This window comes from Clostridium porci (assembly GCF_009696375.1).
Classification (GTDB): Bacteria; Bacillota; Clostridia; order Lachnospirales; family Lachnospiraceae; genus Enterocloster; species Enterocloster porci.
Genome location: NZ_VUMD01000032.1, coordinates 1 through 16735, shown reverse-complemented (window position 1 = coordinate 16735; position 16735 = coordinate 1). Strand labels below are relative to the sequence as shown.

The following is a 16735-nucleotide window of genomic DNA, read 5'->3' as shown; positions in this document are numbered from 1 at the left end:
AGCATCCATGCATCCGGACCTACCGCTATGACAGCATCGGTCGTCTTATGCAGGCGGTCAGCGACGGCCATTCCTATGAGTACCAGTATGATGAAAAAGGCCGCTTGAAGGAGAAACGCTCCAGCGGGAAGCGTCTGGTTTCCTATGAGTATGACCCGGCGGGGCGTATCAGGAGCATGACCGACCCGGCAGGCGTTACCACCCGCTATGAATATGACCTTCTGGGCCGCATCACGCAGCTTGCCTAAAGAGTGGATTGATAATTTGACAGGCTATTATGATGGTGTTTTTTAATGAAAATGATGGTTATATTGATACACCTAAAGCTGTTGTGATTAAGCTGTCTAATGGAGATGAATTTTGTGTTGAATTTACAGAAAATACAAAATAAATGATTATATCAGACTAATAAAAATGTTATTATAAATCAAATGAAAAGAAACATTATCTCACTTTTTACGTTTGGTGTTAGAAATTTAGCAAAACTAATCAATAAAATGATAGACGAAGCATTGAAAAATCGTTCTGAAATACGTCCATGAAGAAAATTTCCAAGACACAAAAAGTATACACGGCGAAAGCACTTTATGAACAATAAGCCGTGTATATAAAAGTGAGTACAAGCCCCCAATAGTTCATATGTTGAAGTTTGCAGTCAAGCAAGCTTATTTCTAATACAAGAATAAGTATCATATTTATCTCTGGACTTAAAAGTAATTCTTATGAATCCTTAAGTTAGCGACATTGCCTGTTTACGGGGGAGCCAGTAAAATATAACAAATAAAATAGACCTTTTAGAGCTTAGTGGGTAAACGATGTTGCGCTTGGCGAACCGATTTTGATGAGTTTTTAGACTCCAGTGCCGGTAACAGACCTTTATAGAGTCAAAGCAAGCCGCCGGCTAAGACGATGGTCTTGACTGACAATTTCAAACAAAAGAGCTAATCCGGCGCATATTTCAGGAATCTCTGCTGGGTATTTTGAGAGGCCAGCCTTTCCAAAGAGCAGCCTCCCAAAAGGAGATTGCAATCCATTTAAGTGATTATATGGGAGAATATGAACCACTTCTGGTTCTGAACTGCCAAACGAAAAAAACAGGAGAGTGGCTTGATGGAATATTTCAAAATCACGCAGGAGACCAAATATAGAAACATACTGCGTCCCGTATTTCCGGCAATTTCTCAAATATGGGGAGAAGAAAAGCCGTTGCTGGTATATGGGAACGCAGAAAAGCAGGATAAGGAAATCAGTTTTCTTCCCTTTTACCATGCTAATATTTTGTCAGGAGCATTTCTGATATCAAAAAAAATAGGGGATATATGGAAAAAATACCAGCAAGGAGGCAGATACCGTCCCTGTGTGTTGGGACATGTGGAAACCAGAAAGTTAGAAACCTATTATTTTATGTATCCCAGGCTGCTTAATGTGCTTCATAAGGATACGGTATATTTAAAGGATGGAGAAATTGAGCAGATATGTCTTTGCAAAGATCTTGTGGAAATACATAAGGTTTTTGGAATAAAAGGGAAACACAGAACGGATATTATCATAGCGGGGGATGTACTTGAACAGATGCTCCGGGAAGGCATTATCGGGTTTCAGACGGTTTCTGTGAGCGTAAAGGAGGGAACGCCGTGGAAAAAAATATGTAGTGGAGAACGCGGGACTCAGCTGCCAGTACGGAGAGCAGAGCTGGCTGATCGTGCCGGGAAACCGTCATATAGAGATCAGCGGCAGCCGGGTGGCGAATGAAACAGATTATAAAAAGGCATGCCTGGGATGCGGAAGCTTTGGAAACTGCTACAGTCCCCATATTTCCCAGGAAGCAGCACAGGGCTTCCATGATTTCCTGTTGGAAAATGGATGGAAAAGTCTCCAGCAGCTTTCTTCTGCAGGGGTTTTCCCTTGCCAATATCAGCCGGGACCTCAATGGATGGAAACGAAAGCGGACGTTTATATAGCAGGCTATCGTGCCCTGATGGAAGACAGCTGGACATTCTGCACCTATGGCATGGGAATTATAACGCTTTTAAATTCCGGTCAGGGTGAAAATCCGGTAAAAGCGCTGGAGGAACACCTGAAACAGCTGGAGACTGTTGTTGAGACATATATAAAAGAAAATGGACTTTCAAAGAAAAGCAAGCAAGATATGATAAACAGCGTATTGCTTTGGAATGGCTATGAATCTATTCCATGGGATACAAAAGTCAGCCAGGAATTATGGGATTTTGGCATTTACATGGAAAAAAACTACCCATCTCTTTCCAATTATTTTGAACGTGGAATTTACCTTTTTGATGAGCAGACAGGAACAAGAATTGATGTGAGCTATATGACCGGATGTGTGGTAGCGATGAATCAGTCATCTAAGAACTGCTGGAACCTTCTAAGCAGAGTGGGAAAGGCTTTTAATGATGAGGCAGCTTATAATGGCTATCTTGAGGCATGCCGGCAGGAGCCGTCAGAGAATGGGCTGGAAGCGATGGAAAAATTTCTGGATTATTATAGAAGCCCGGAATATGGTGGGAGCGGACGGTATTCGGATTATCTGGAAATGTCGGAGGAAGCCAGGGCTGTTTATGAACAGATGAATGAGCAGGGATATTTGCTGGATGGGAGCTACTATGAACCAGGTGTCTCTTTGGATAGCTATGGGGATCCGGATGAAATCATGGCAAAGAGGGAAAAACTGTCACACTGGAATGAATGGAGTCAGGAGGAAAAAGACCTGCTGATTCTTCAAAGATCCCTGTCCCGTTATGTGGGGGACGAGGAAGCGGATGCCTTCATCAAAAAAGTATGTGAAAGCGCCGGAAGGGAGAAAACGTCATGGGAGCAATAGAGCAGGGAAGGTTAAGAGTGTCAGAAATCTCCTGCGAAGGGACGCCGTTTTATCTGTGGATCAGTCAGGGCTTCAACCGCCATGGGCGGATGAAGGTTGGAATATGGGTTTCAGAAGGAGAGAGGGAAGGAATCCGTACCGGCATGCCGGTTATCCTGGAAGTGGACGGAGGCGGCCCTGTTTTCTGCGGGGTAGTAAAAAAAGCCACAGTCGGAAAGGAGAAAGGCCAGGGCTGTGTGTACATAGAAGCGGAGACGGGGAGCAGTCTTTTGGATCGGAAAAAGAGGAGCCGCTCGTTCCAGAAGCAGGAGCGCAGCTATGAGGAGCTGGTAGGGGAGGTTACTGCTCCATACCAGGGATATCCTGTATGGAAAAGCGGCGCGGGAGGGGAAAAGAAATGCGGTTTCCTGTTCCAATATGAGGAAACAGACTGGGAATTCATCCGGAGAGCGGTATCATCTGGAGGGAACGGAATCCTGCCAGAGTCCCGGTTTTCTGGAAACGGATTCTATATCGGCCTGCCGGACAGCCAGGGAGAGGTGGAACTAAAGGCGGACCATTACTACGAGAGGAAGCGGATACCTGGGAGCATGCTGGAAGATGGAACCATTTGTACAGGTCCGGAGTATGTGGTAAAGGACTGCTATCAGATGCTGTATCCTGGAGAGCGTGTGAGGTTCCGTGGGAAGAGTCTGGCAATAGCGGAGAAGGAAAGCCGGCTGGAAGGAGGCTATCTGAAGAACACGTACATTCTGCGAGGAGAGGAGGGCTTTCAGACAGCCCCAATCTACAATTACGGGCTGATAGGGGCATCAGTTGAGGGAAGGGTGGTGGAAAGCGGTCCGGAGAAATCCCGGCTAAGCCTCAGCACCGACACGGCGGGAGAACCAGCGGACAGCTGGCACAGCCGCCCGGTTTTCTACAGCGGTGGAGGGAGCGGATACAGCGGCCGCCCGGAAAATGGTGATACCCTGTACCTGTATTTTCCCACGGAACATGAGGAGGATCGTTCGATCCTTGGGGGAGGCGGAGCGGGCTATGAAACGCTCCATGCGGTGACACAGCAGGTCATGGATGACACGGCAGCGGAGGAAGAAGAAGCGGAAAAGAGCCAGCCGCTCCCTATGGGAGTGGAGAACCAGGGGGCAGCCGTGCAGAAAAAGGCAGGGGGAAAACCCCCGAAAGCGGATGCAGCCAATATGACTGGCTATAAAAACTGGAGTACGCCAGGAAAGCAGGGGCTGTCTCTGAACACGGGAGGGATCCGCCTCCAGAACGGGACCGGGACAGCGGTTGGAATGGGAAAAGGAGGAATGAGCCTGACCGGCAAGGGAGGAGCAGGCCTAAAAGGGAAGAACGGGATCGAGGTGGATATGCTTTGTGCAAAGCAGGTCAGCCTGAGGGCGGCGGAGTATATTTATATCCAGTGTGGGATGAGCGCAGCGGCGCTTCTGCCGGAAGGAATCCACCTGAAAGGGACGCGGGTACAGCTGGACAGCCCCTTGAACGAACAAGGGGAAAATGTCTTTAGCGAGGATTCGATTGAAGCCCTGAAAGAGATGTATTATAATGAGAAATGGGGAAGCCCCTTGCAGCTGTTTATGCCGGACGGGACGGTGATTGGGCGTGTCTGGGGGCTGGAGGGGAACGCGGCCCTGAGGAAATATTTTGAAGAGAACGTCCTTGGAACGGGGGAATACGTCAACTACCTGGACAGTGAGACGCTGGATCCGTACTATAAGGATAGAATGATGGATCCAACAAGCCGTGAAAACTATGAAAACGGCCTGTATTTTCAATGGCTGTCCGCCACCTATGGAAAGACAGGCATGGACAAGGCGGGGGAGTGGCTGCTGAGTAAGGAGGGAAGGCATGCAGCGCTGGATGCAGTGGGGTTCTTTCTGGAACCGGCAGATGCCATTAATGCAATTGTCTACCTGACGGAGGGGGATTGGGGGAACGCGGCCCTTTCCGGAATCAGCGTTTTCCCGCTGTTGGGGGATTTGGTTGCAAAAGGAGGGAAAGGAACCAAATATCTGCTGAAAGCAGCCGATATGACAAAGCTGAAGCGCAGCAAAAAGGCCGTAAAGGCATTGGAGAACATCGATCTTTTTGTAAAGGCGCGTAAGGCGGAAATGGGGGAACTGCAGAAGTGGATTCAGAAAAGCCTGGACAACCTGGCAAACGGAGGGGACAGGTATGTCCTGGAATATGTAACACCAGATGGGATAATCCACAGGATTAAAACGAGTAATGACTTCCGGGTACACGTAAACCTGATGGATGAGGCTGGAGATACGCTGCATGAAGCAATCAGGATAGGAGAGAAGGCAGGCAATGGAGGAGAGCTGGCTGGTGATGCTGGGAAGGCAGTTAAGGGGAGTGCAGATGTACTTGATGATATGGCAGAGAGCACTTTAAAGGGTGGCAGTAAACTAAAAATAGAGGAAGTTATACCACCAGGGTCAACACATCCTGTAAAAGTGTATACAGACGGCAATACTCAGATTAATACAGGAAAAATAGATACATATATTCGTGGATGCCTTATCATTTGAAGCATCAAAACGTTATTTTGTTGTAATGGGGTATAGCGGAAGAGATAAATCACTAATGCAAGCAATAGAGCGTAGCTTTTGTAGAAGTGGTGCTGGAAGGCTTTATTGGTGTGGATATGGTAGGAATATTGCACCAGAAGTGAGAGGGCTGATTGAGAAACTCAATTTGTATGGGCGAGAGGCGTTTTATATACCTACAGATGGTTTTGATAAAACAATGCTTAATATTGCGCATATGTGTTTTGAAGACAAGGAACTACAAGAAGAAGTTGGAAAATTAAAAGCTGATCTGGGTGCTAGGTATGAGTGTAGAACAACAACGTTTTCACCGTATAAGGAGGGTGTAAACAAAATTGTAGATACAAATGTTTATCCAATTAAATTTCCAGATAAATGTTACCAATTTGAGGTGAAAAACAGTTCAGTTATGAACCTATGGGATTATTGCAAGCAGCTGATTGATTATAACATAGTTGCAGTACCTTATAATGGAATGATTTATGCTTGGGGAAATCGAAATTCGATTAGTAGCATGTGTGGCTCTAATGTTAATGGAACGATAGAACTAGTACCATTGACCAGAAAAAATTTTTTTGACAATGGCACTTTAAAAAGTATGCTTTTAAAAACGTTGCTTATTATTATTGGAAAGCATAGCAATTGTAAATATAATAGAAACAAAATATGGAGAGAATCAAAAAAAATAGGCTATATTATAAATGGAAAAAATATTGAAGCATATCAGGGCATACAGTTTTCATTATTCATGGATTGGAAGTTCTCATATTTGACACTAACTCCTGCTTTTTATTATAAAGATCGAAGTGATGTTAGCAAGGAAGAAAATAAAGAGTTTTCGGATAGATTTATGGAACAAATATGTAAAATGCAAGCAAATAAGAATTATGCAGCTTATATTAAACATTGGATAAATATAATTTTTATATAAATCATTTAATAGATTTCTAATTATCTCTTTAGATGTTCTTATATGCCGGTATAGCCCGTTACTTCGGGCTTTTCCGGCACTTTTTATATCGGAAGAACCTCACAAATCTTTTTATTACCCCTCATGTTTTCACTCTCAAAAGTGGTAAAAGCAGTAGTAAATTCTGCGTACTACTTATGCCGCCTTGGTTTCCTCGGCGCTTTCCGCCGCAGGCTCCGGCTTGGCCTCTGCGGTGGTTTTTGCCTTGGCTTGCAGCCGTTCCATTTCCTCCTGTGCGGAATGGAAAGTAGCGTGGGCGTAATAGTTCAGCGTCATTACGATGTTGGCGTGTCCCATGATGTACTGCAATGCCTTGGGGTTCATGCCCGCGTTTGCCATTCTGGTACAGAATGTATGCCGCATGGTGTGCGGCGTCATCACATCGGGCAGCGGCTCCTTGTGGCACTTGTTGTACTTCTTGGCAAGGCACTTGAACATGGCGTCATAGTTGACGGCGGTTTTGGGCAGGCCGTCCCGGTTCAGGAACAGGAAGTCCTTATAACCGTCAACCTCAATGCACCTGCCGTCCCTGCGTTTCTTCAACACGCGCTCAAACGCTTCATAGGCGGCTGCGCTCATAGGCACTTGACGGAATCCGCTTTCTGTTTTTGGCGCTTCGATATAGTAGCCGTCCTCGGTGCTTCTCAAAAGCTGGTGGTCTACATTCACAAAGCGCTTTTCAAAATTCAGGTCGGCGGGCGTCAGGCCGCAGAGTTCGGAAATACGAAGCCCGGTTTCCAGCAGGATCACCACCTCGTCATAATACTTGGCATAGACGGGATCGTTCTGCATGAAGTCCAAAAGCTCGTTTTCCTGTGTAGGGGTAAGCGGCACCTTTGGTACGGTATCGTCGTTGATAACCTCATTGATCGGGAAGTCAAAGGGATTCTTGCGGAGGCAGTCGTCCTGTACGGCCATATAAAAGATGGCTTTTAAGGAACGCTTGCTGTTGCAGATGGTGTTGTAAGCAACGCCTTTTTCCTGCATACGCAAGGCCCATTCTTTCGCGTCGGACAGCTTCACGCTGTCAATGCTGGCCGCGCCCAGCTTATCTTCGGACAGAAGTTTCATCAACTGCTGGCGGCTCTTTTGGGTTCCTTTCCGCACATTCCCGCGCTGCCGGGTGTACTTTTCATAAAGCTGGCACACGGTCATTTTCTTGCCGATGGTGTCGATCCCGTCGTCAAGGTCTTTCTGTATCTGCTTGATTTTCTCGCGCAGGGAAAGACAGGGCCGCTTCCCGGCAGGTACTTTGTCGGTGGGTACTAACTTCCATGAGTAAACAAACTGGGGTTCTCCAAAGGTGTCAATGTATTTGTAAGCGTATCTTCCATCTGATCGCTGGCTCTCTCCAGACTTCAAAAGGCGGCCTTTGTTGTCCCGTCTTTTTTCATCTCGTTCTTTTCTTGGCATTTCGTCATGCTCCTTTCCATGACGGAAAGAGCCTTGACACGCTTATAACCTATTATAACACGCGCAAGGCCCTTTTTCACTATATTGTGTCAAGGGAATCAATAATTTTTTCAAACTGCTTCCGTTTGATCTGGATGCGGTTGCCGTTTAAGATCACCCAGCCAGCGGTGGGGTTTTCCTCGGCAAGCCGACGCAGTTTGTTTTCCCCAATCCGAAAATATTTAGACGCTTCCTCAATGGTGAGCGTGTATTTTTCCCAAATAGGCACATCGTTATTACTCATAACATGGCCCCCTTTCTTTTCAAAACAAAAGTTATTTGTTGTGAAAGTGGGCAGAAAATAACGGACGGCTGCTGGCACAGCTCCACGGGAATCTCACCCCCGCGTGGTTCTCACGCGGCCCTGCTCGTTGCCTGCGACGCTTCAAACGCTCGGACTACGACGGCAAGGGAGTATCATTGTCCTGTCTGCGCGTCGTCGCCCGCAGGCTGCCACACCTACTTTACGGCCCGGTAAAATCGCTCCGCTTACCCCAATGAGGGAAAGCCTCTTGGCGCACCTGCCGCCCGGCTCGGCACAGACAGAATGTATCCGTCTGCCCTATGACGCGCCGCCATTGTCCTGCGGGCGTATTTGTCAAGGAGCAAAGGGGCCGCCGGGAAACAGGCAGGCGGGGAAAGGGAAAGCCGCCTGTCTATGGCCGGGGCCTTAACCGTCAGTCGCCAATGGGACTAACGATGGAATGGATCAGCTTGATTTGCAATCGGCGCTTCATATACTCGTCAATGCAGATATGAGGCTGGCCGCTGCCGTCATAGAGCGTCCGGGTACACAGCTTATTGATATAGCCGTCGTAATGCTGCAAGACACGCTCCACAGCTTCGGCGTTACCGGCGCAGGCCGCGTCGATCACAAAATCAGGCAGAGGGCTTTTGCCCTTGTAACTGGATTGCTTCATCCGCGTTTAACCTCCCTCCGGCATGAACGCCATCAATTTTATACGCAAGTCTTTCAGGGTGCTTGTCCTGTGGCGCTGGACTGCGCTGCGGGACATTCCCATCAGGCGGCCAATTTCTTCGTCAGTCAAATCCAGAACAAAGCGGAGAATCAAAATACTCTGCTCGTCTTTTGGCAGGCTGGCAAATGCTTCGGCCACAAGCTCGTTGTCGATATGTAGGTCATAACCATGCGAACTGAATGTAAAGCTGTCGCAGGAATACCGATCTACGGTCGAGAGCTTGTCCCAATCAGCCGGGGAAACAGCGTCCAGCGACACTTCACGGTCGCGGCGGCACTTCATTTCCCGCAGATAATCTATTGCCTCATGGTACAGAACCAGCTTGCAATAGCGGTCAAACTGGCCCCATTCACCGTATTTGCGGGGGATCGCTTCCATCTTCTCACCCCCTTTCTATGGGGGATGTGGTGGTTCTCTCCCTTTCCGCCAATAGAGCGAATGGAATCTCTCTGGCTGCCCGCTAAACGCCTCCTTTTTTCACTTTTTTGAAATTTCTTTTTGCGCCGGATAGCAGGCCGCAGGAAATAACAAAATTCGCCCGGCAGGTCAAAGACCCACAGGGCGAAACAGAAAGCAATATGTTCTTTTCCTACATGGTATAGTGCATACTCATAGCCGCTTGTCCCCGATGGCGGGGACAGGCTTTTTTTGACAGGTTTATCCCTGTCGGATTCTGTCGATATGGTTTACATTGCATGGCGGCTCCCTCCTAAAGCCGCCATGCCAGAACACGGTGCAGGGGTCGTCGAAGCAAACAGAAACGGCGGCCTTGATCTACTCAAAACCGCCGTATCAGCTATGTAGGTTTGCATGGGAAATGATCTGCCTGCCAGCGGTTTTTTTCTTTTCCCCGCTTTGGAGGCAGATGTTTGAATATGGTATCTCGCTTCATTCCACAAAGAACAGAACCCGCCGGATCAGCTCCGGGATATTCACCGGGGCGGTGATATAGTCATTCACGCCCTCATGCCGGTATTCATATTCCGTGGCAAGATCGTTGTTCTCGGTGAGGATAAAGAACGGAAGAAGCCGGACAGGGGGATTCTTCATTTGGAACATCCCCGCCACCCGCCGCAGCGTATGAAACAGCTCCATTGCTGTGCCGTCCGGCAGTTCCACATCACACAAGATCAGTTCTATTTCCTTATCCTCAAAAATCCGGCGCTTGGCCTCTCCAATCAAGGAAACCAAAATCAGGTCAAAGCCCTTTTGCAGCATAGCCGCCCGCAGCACTCCGGCGCTGGTATCTTCCGCATGGACAAAGAGCAGCTTGTGAAAAGTTGGGGCAGTTTCGCCGGATAACTGCCGGTAAGCGTATTCCACCAGCTTATCTTGCAGCAACAGACCTTTCATTTTGTCCATGCACAGCGTCGCGCCCCGGCGCATAGCTTCCTGTTCGTAGTCCTCCTTATCATGGCAGGACGCCAGAATAAAAGGCAGCTCCTTGTCTGCGGCCCGCACCTCGTCCAGAAAATCCATGCCGGAACCGTCCGGCAAGTCAAGATCACAGCAGACCACCAGGGGCATTTCCTCTTGGATGGCGGCCCTTGCTTCTTTCAGCGTGGAAGCCGTTTTTACTGGGTAGCCCCGGTGCTGTAAGTATTTTTGCAGACACCATGTATAGGTGTCGCTGTCGTCAATCAGCAGTATCTTTTTCATGTGTCCTCACCCCCAATATTGATTTACCACAAGCATAAACTACAAATGTTACATAAATGTCCGAGGCGGCCATATTTTTAGCCAAAAACAGGCTGAATTGTTACAAAGCTCGGACATTTCAAAAATTTTTTGAGAAATGATGAAAAAAAGCGGAGCAGCACACGCCGCTCCGCCGATCCCATATGGTTATTCCATTGTCTTAATGCGGTCTACAAGAGATTGTTTTTTCAGCGTTCTTGTTGTAAAAGCAGATAAAATTACCTGCACAATTAAGATCGCTACCAGATACCCGATCACAACCGCCCACGGGAAGTTAAAGAAGAAATAGGCATTTGCCGTTTTCATAGCACATACCGCCAGATAGCCCATTCCTGCCCCCAAAATAACTGTTATAATCGTAGCACTCGCGGAATAAATCAATCCCTCATATTGAAGCATTTTAAGTAGCTGTTTTTCTGTCAATCCGATGGATTGCAAAATGCCAAATTCCTGCTTTCTGGAAATAAAATTCGTAATCGTTGTGTTTACAAGGTTAATCAGTGAAAAGCAGGTAATCACAACTGCAATAATCAATAGAACCCCATAGACAAATTGATACATACTTTCCAAAGAGTTAATTTTTTCTTCTATCGTTTCCAGAGTGAAGTTTGAATTGCCAGAAAGCAGTTGCCGCAAACCTGCTTCAACCGCTTGGTATTGTTCCTGATCCGTAATAACAGAAATAGTACCAGTGCAATCCATTCCGGTTGCTTCGTTTATAAGCTGTTCCGGGAGGGTAAAACATTTTTTGAAGCCTACATAATTATAATCGCTTATAACGCCCGTGATCGTATAGCTTTTTGTGACAAGCTCGCCAGCCGCATTTTCATAGTCAACTTTGACGGTATCTCCTAAAGCAGCCTCCATTTCATAGACATCTTTCAGGCGTTCTTCCATCATAACAATGCCATTACCAGCAATCAGCTCGTCGTAATCCACGGTTCCGGCAATCAGATTATCTTCCAAATTTTTCTGCTCGTCCCGGCAAAACCCTTGAATCCAGTCATTTGACGATCCATTTACATGATATTCTGCGTCCGTATAATACCAACGCTTAACCCCTTTTACGCCGTCAATGTTTTCAAGCTGTGCCACAAACTCATCGTTCAACAGATTTTGCCTTTGCAATCCAGCCAAAGACACTTCGGCAGTTTCCCATGATTGATTTGCGTTAAGGTTGATCTTAAATTCTCCAACAGGAAATGAATTTCCCCTTGCTTCTGCGTAACTATCGTGGGAAATCAATACCGTGGAAAGTGTCACCAAAAGAACTCCACCAATCGAAAGAGAAAGAATCGTCAGTATGGATTTTACCTTGTTTCTGGACAGATTCATTCTTGCCAAAGAAAACGGTGTAATCTTCCGATGTAGCTTTGCAGATTCCTTTTTCTTTCCCTGATAGGGGGAATACCGCACTGCTTCAATGGGTGAAATATTTGCCGCCTTTTTCACTGGGGTATGGATGGCAATTATCACAATCAGTAGGGCAAAGATTCCAGTTCCCACTGTCACAAGCACCGTTGTTTGTAAATTCCAGCCATCCGGCAACAGAACATAGCCGATGATATTTCCAATTAGTAAGCCTAAAGGAATCCCCACCGCAGCGAGAAGTTTTCCCTCCCGGTAGACGATCCGCTTTATCTGTGCTTTTGTTGTACCAATCGTGCGAAGCTGTCCATAACTGCGGATATTTCCTGCAATCGAGATATAGAAAATAGAATAGATGACAATTCCGGCACCCAGCAAGGTCAGCAACCCTACCACAATAAAGAAGCCCATTTCATCACCCATTGATGTATCTTCCAACTGCATAAAATAGTCTGAACGCACCACCGTTTGATCGTCAGAAATATTTAATTTCTCTGCAAGAGTTAAAGCATACTTGCTGGCTTCTTCTTCGGACATCGTAGTAGCATTTTTCAAGCCAATAAAATAATCCATCGGCAAAACTGAACCGGCCATTTTATCCAAATATGTTTTTGACACAAGGGCTAAATAAGTTCCCTTAACCTCATAAACAGAACTCCAAATGCCTGATAAAACAAATTCATGCGTTGAACCATCTTCAAAAGAAAGACTGATTTTTTGCCCCAATTTATCATCATAACCTAATACATCCAAAAAAGATTTGGGGAGCATGATTTCATTTTCTTTTTGTGGGATTTCTCCTTTGAACTCCATCTGTTGTGAGGCTAACATTTCAGCATTTCCATAACTAAAATTAACAGTAGCATTGTTGATCCGTTCTGCTGGGCCATTCAAAATTTCGCCGACCCACTCGATTTCGTCCTGATCGTATAGCTGGTTTCCTTGCTGTTCTGACAAACCACGATAAACGATCTGTGCGGTTTGTTTTACCATGTTAATGCGTTCGGTCTGTGTACCAAAAGTCCAAAGAAAAACCGTTGCCAACAACGCAGACGCCAAAGCAATCGTTACCACAGTAAAAATATTTCTTATTTTGCTGCTACGAATACTGCTCTCGGAGATTTTTTTAACAATGCCGCTGGTATCATTTTCAAAAGGCCATGTCATAGCCTGCCACCTCCTTACTCCACAATCTTTCCGTCCTCAATGCGGACAATCCGATCTGCAAGGCGGGCAATGTCGTTATTGTGGGTAATCATCACAACAGTTTGCCGGAACTCCGCACTGGTACGCTTGATAAGTCCCAGCACCTCGGCGCTGGTCTTGCTGTCAAGGTTGCCGGTCGGTTCGTCGGCAAGCACAATAGCCGGTTTGGTAATCAGGGCGCGGGCAATCGCCACACGCTGCTGCTGGCCGCCGGAAAGATTGTTCGGCATATTTTTCAGTTTATCTTCCAGCCCCAGCAGGTGTACGATCTCGTCCAAAAACTTCTGATCCACCGTGTCCCCGTCCAGCTCCACCGGCAGGACAATGTTCTCATACACATTCAGGATGGGAACAAGGTTATAGCTCTGGAAAATAAAGCCAATGTTACGGCGACGGAAGATGGTAAGCTGTTCGTCGTTCATTTTTGACAGCTCTTTGTCCCGGACAATCACATTGCCGGAAGTAGGGGTGTCCAGCCCGCCCATCATGTGAAGCAGGGTAGACTTGCCGCTGCCGGAGGTTCCCACAACGGCCACAAACTCGCCGTCCTCCACGGAGAAGTTCACACCGTCAAGGGCGCGGGTGATGTTCGGCTCTGTGCCGTAATACTTTTTCAGGTCGATGGTCTGCAAAATGCTCATAAAATTCAATCCTTTCTTTGTTTGTTGTAAATGCGGAATGCTGCTGTGCCGGTGGCCGCCAACTGTACCAGAATCAGCACAGCGAACAGGCCGAAGCTCTCATAGTAGAACAGTTCATCCCAAAACAGGAGAACATCACAGAGAGCAGTCAAGGCAACCGTCCAGAGGATGTGTCGGGCCAGCCATTGCCGGAACACCAGCACAAGGGCAACGGGCGGGACGATCAGCAGCGCCAGATTCAAAATCAAGGTCGGGGTCAGTTCCATTGCGTCGCCTCCTCGCTTTTGTTGATAAGGTCATTGTAAAACCCAAATGTCCGCGAAATGTTACAGCGGCCAAAAAATTTCATCGAAAATCAGGGTCAAATGTTACAACGCTCGGACATTTCAAAAAAATTTACGGCGGGCAGCCGGAAATGACCGTCCGCCGCGTTCTATTTTGTAGGCAGCATAATGGAAAATTCCGAACCCTTGCCCGGCTCCGAAACCACTTTGATATAGCCGCCCTGCCGCGTTACGATCTCGCGGGCCAGATACAGGCCAATGCCCACGCCTTGCTGTTCGTGTACTTCTTCCTCACGATAGAAGCGCCGGAAAATGGCGGCCTGATTGCTTTCGGAAATGCCCTTGCCAGTGTCGGTCACTTTGATCTCCACATACATTTCCCACTGCACCACCGACACAGCGATTTTCCCGCCTGCTGGGGTGTACTTCACCGCATTGTCCAGCAGGTTAAAGAGGGCTTCGGATGTCCACTTACTGTCATGGGAAACGGTCAAATCCTCCGGGCAGTCCACGGACACGGCGATTTCCTTTTTCTCCGCTGCATACACGATCCCACTCATGGCCTGCGCCACGGTATCAAAGAGGCGGCCCGGTTTCTTATCCAACTGGATCACGCCTGTTTCCAACCGGGAGGTTTTCACAAGGGCCTGAAAGAGAAAGTCCAGCTTATCCGTCTGGCTGCGGATTCCCCGGATAAAGTCGGTGCGCTCCGCCTCGGTCATGGGCTTTTCCAGCAGGGTGTCCGTCGCCATTTTCAGATTACTTACCGGCGTTTTTACTTGATGGGAAATATCCGATACAAGGGTCTGTAACTCCTGCCGTTCCTCGTCCACCCGGCGGCGGTTCTCCTGCATGATCTGGTAAAGCCTTGCCAGCCGGTGTCCGATTCTGGCAAGCTGGGTTTCGCTGTCCTCTGGGCGTTTTGGTGCTTCATTTCCGGCGATCATGTGATCTAAGGTCTGGCACAGGTCAGCGGTAAACTGCGACAGCCGCTTTCCAAACGCCTGCGTCAGTACAAAAATTCCCACAAGGGCGCACAGCAGCAGCGCCCCGCCCGTCAGCAGCACCGCCGTCTGTTTTGTCACAAGAAACAGGGCTATGGTTATCCCGGACATGGAGAGGACAAGCCCCAGCGCCACCCGACCAAACAGCCGCTTTACCGAGAGGTTCTTAAACTTCATTTTGCCTCGCCTCCCGTCCATTGATAGCCCATGCCGTAAACCGTCTTGATGTAGGGCGCGCCGCCGTCAGATTCAATTTTGCTGCGAATCCGGCTGATGGAAGTTGTCAGGGTGTGTTCGTCCACAAACCTCTCGTCTATATCCCACAGCTTTTCCAAAAGCTGCCCACGGGTCAGCACTTGCCGGGGATTTTTGCGGAACAGGTTCAGCATTTTGTACTCCATCGGGGATAGGGTCAGGGGCTTGCCGTTTAAGGAAGCCGTCTGCTCCGAGAAGTCCAGAAACAGCCGCCCGTCGTCGTAAATGTCCTTGGCCGGTTTGTGGTGTTCCAGCATAGCGAACATGGCTTTGATTTTCCGCTGCAAGGCTCCGATCACAAAAGGCTTTGTAATGTAGTCCACCGCGCCCACCTCATAGCCTCGTATCTGGTCGCTCTCCTGATCGTTGGCGGTCAGGAATATTACGATGGTGTCCGGGTGCTGGGGCTTTATCAGCTTGCACAGTTCAAAACCGTTGCCGTCCGGCAGGTTGATGTCCAGCAGCACTAAATCAAATTCCCGCTGGCGGATGGCTTCGGCTGCGGTTCTGGCATTTAGGGCAGAAGTCACGCCGTAGCCGTCTGCGGTCAGGTTATAGTCCAACATCTTATTCAAAAAACTGTCGTCCTCGACAATTAAAATCTGCTTCATATCCTCACTTCCTTTGCTTTTTGCAGATAGTATAACAGGCAAATGTCCGCGAAATGTTACAGCGGACAAATTTTTTCAAAAAAGTGCTTCTCCTTTATTATAGGATAGCCTGCTTTTCCGTACAAGGCAGAAAATATGAATTATAAAGTTTAATCTTCCTGCATATAGCAACATTCCATTGAGAAAATATGAAATATACAATGTAGATGGGTGGTGCTATATGGCAAATATCAAAGATTGTCCCGGCTTTGAAACTTTCGGCGTGGATGTAAAAGAGGCGCGGAAAGTCAAGCAGTTATCGCGTAAGACGCTGGCGGAACAGGTCAATATCGACTGGCGCTATCTTGCCAACATCGAAAATGACGGCACGATTCCCAGCCTGCCGGTTATTATACAGCTTATCAAAATCTGCGGGCTTCCCGTGGAACGGTATTTTAACCCGGAGATTATGCGGGAGGAAAGCGCACAGCGGCAGCGGGTCAGCCACAAGCTGAAACTCTGCCCGGAAGAATTTCTGCCGATCATCGAGGGCGCGATTGACGGGGCCATTCAAATTCAACAGAAGAATGACGAAACGGAGGGTGCATGACAACCCTCTGTTTTGTTTTTGGGAGGACGCAAGCTGCGCCCTCTCTTTTTTTGTGCGGTTTTCGGAAAAACCGGGATTTTGCGGGTATTTCCTTGGGGGCAGAACGCTTTTTAGGGGAAGAAGAACAAAGACAGCAAACCTGCTAATAATGCAAGCACTTTTTTGTGGCAGGAAAAATGTGCATAACAAAATAGCCGTCGCCAATGACGGCAAAACAAATGTGGATTTTATCAAAGCAATCACGCGGATTGTTTTAAGC

16 protein-coding genes are annotated in these 16735 nt (G+C 47.7%); 6 read left to right on the top strand and 10 right to left on the bottom strand.

Annotated elements, in window-relative coordinates:
* The 5 genes from FYJ39_RS19610 to FYJ39_RS19590 all read left to right on the top strand — a co-directional run.
* Positions 1 to 248: RHS repeat domain-containing protein (locus tag FYJ39_RS19610; RefSeq protein ID WP_154474021.1), on the top strand; the 248-nt coding region annotated here is incomplete at its 5' end.
* A gap of 862 nt (positions 249 to 1110) precedes the next feature.
* On the top strand, positions 1111 to 1752 hold the full coding sequence (locus FYJ39_RS19605; RefSeq protein WP_154474020.1) for a hypothetical protein: 642 nt from the start codon (positions 1111 to 1113) through the stop codon (positions 1750 to 1752).
* Positions 1652 to 2842, top strand: a complete 1191-nt coding sequence (locus FYJ39_RS19600) for a PAAR-like protein (protein WP_328597579.1) — start codon at positions 1652 to 1654, stop codon at positions 2840 to 2842. Before FYJ39_RS19605 ends, FYJ39_RS19600 begins: the two co-directional genes overlap by 101 nt.
* A complete protein-coding gene (locus FYJ39_RS19595; RefSeq protein ID WP_154474018.1) occupies positions 2830 to 5400 on the top strand; it encodes a contractile injection system protein, VgrG/Pvc8 family in 2571 nt (856 codons plus the stop codon). The genes FYJ39_RS19600 and FYJ39_RS19595 overlap by 13 nt, the downstream gene beginning before the upstream one ends.
* Positions 5381 to 6349, top strand: a complete 969-nt coding sequence (locus tag FYJ39_RS19590; RefSeq protein ID WP_235919901.1) for a hypothetical protein — start codon at positions 5381 to 5383, stop codon at positions 6347 to 6349. The genes FYJ39_RS19595 and FYJ39_RS19590 overlap by 20 nt, the downstream gene beginning before the upstream one ends.
* Before the next feature lie 174 nt (positions 6350 to 6523).
* Here the strand turns inward: FYJ39_RS19590 and FYJ39_RS19585 are convergent, their stop codons facing one another.
* The 10 genes from FYJ39_RS19585 to FYJ39_RS19535 form a co-directional block, all read right to left on the bottom strand.
* Positions 6524 to 7801 carry a tyrosine-type recombinase/integrase gene (locus FYJ39_RS19585; RefSeq protein WP_154474017.1) on the bottom strand — a complete coding sequence of 426 codons (1278 nt, stop codon included), beginning with the start codon at positions 7799 to 7801 and terminating at the stop codon, positions 6524 to 6526.
* Between the two features lie 79 nt (positions 7802 to 7880).
* Positions 7881 to 8084 (bottom strand): excisionase, encoded by a 204-nt coding sequence (locus tag FYJ39_RS19580; RefSeq protein ID WP_009296579.1) that lies wholly within the window; start codon positions 8082 to 8084, stop codon positions 7881 to 7883.
* Between the two features lie 433 nt (positions 8085 to 8517).
* The gene (locus tag FYJ39_RS19570) at positions 8518 to 8760 is read right to left on the bottom strand and encodes a helix-turn-helix domain-containing protein (protein WP_004611627.1); all 243 of its coding nucleotides are present in this window, start codon (positions 8758 to 8760) and stop codon (positions 8518 to 8520) included.
* A 6-nt stretch (positions 8761 to 8766) separates the two neighbouring features.
* A complete protein-coding gene (locus tag FYJ39_RS19565; RefSeq protein ID WP_117714598.1) occupies positions 8767 to 9198 on the bottom strand; it encodes a sigma-70 family RNA polymerase sigma factor in 432 nt (143 codons plus the stop codon).
* Positions 9199 to 9708: 510 nt separating this feature from the next.
* On the bottom strand, positions 9709 to 10479 hold the full coding sequence (locus tag FYJ39_RS19560; protein WP_154474016.1) for a response regulator: 771 nt from the start codon (positions 10477 to 10479) through the stop codon (positions 9709 to 9711).
* 186 nt (positions 10480 to 10665) lie between these two features.
* Entirely contained in the window at positions 10666 to 13053 is a 2388-nt protein-coding gene (locus FYJ39_RS19555) for an ABC transporter permease (RefSeq protein WP_154474015.1), read from the bottom strand.
* A 14-nt stretch (positions 13054 to 13067) separates the two neighbouring features.
* Positions 13068 to 13733, bottom strand: a complete 666-nt coding sequence (locus FYJ39_RS19550; protein WP_154474014.1) for an ABC transporter ATP-binding protein — start codon at positions 13731 to 13733, stop codon at positions 13068 to 13070.
* Positions 13734 to 13738: 5 nt separating this feature from the next.
* The gene (locus tag FYJ39_RS19545; protein WP_154474013.1) at positions 13739 to 13999 is read right to left on the bottom strand and encodes a hypothetical protein; all 261 of its coding nucleotides are present in this window, start codon (positions 13997 to 13999) and stop codon (positions 13739 to 13741) included.
* A 167-nt stretch (positions 14000 to 14166) separates the two neighbouring features.
* Positions 14167 to 15198 (bottom strand): sensor histidine kinase, encoded by a 1032-nt coding sequence (locus tag FYJ39_RS19540; RefSeq protein ID WP_154474012.1) that lies wholly within the window; start codon positions 15196 to 15198, stop codon positions 14167 to 14169.
* On the bottom strand, positions 15195 to 15887 hold the full coding sequence (locus FYJ39_RS19535) for a response regulator transcription factor (RefSeq protein ID WP_005947319.1): 693 nt from the start codon (positions 15885 to 15887) through the stop codon (positions 15195 to 15197). The genes FYJ39_RS19540 and FYJ39_RS19535 overlap by 4 nt, the downstream gene beginning before the upstream one ends.
* A gap of 220 nt (positions 15888 to 16107) precedes the next feature.
* Here FYJ39_RS19535 and FYJ39_RS19530 point away from each other — a divergent pair, with 220 nt between their 5' ends.
* Positions 16108 to 16476 (top strand): helix-turn-helix domain-containing protein, encoded by a 369-nt coding sequence (locus FYJ39_RS19530; RefSeq protein ID WP_154474011.1) that lies wholly within the window; start codon positions 16108 to 16110, stop codon positions 16474 to 16476.
* Positions 16477 to 16735 lie beyond the last annotated feature (259 nt).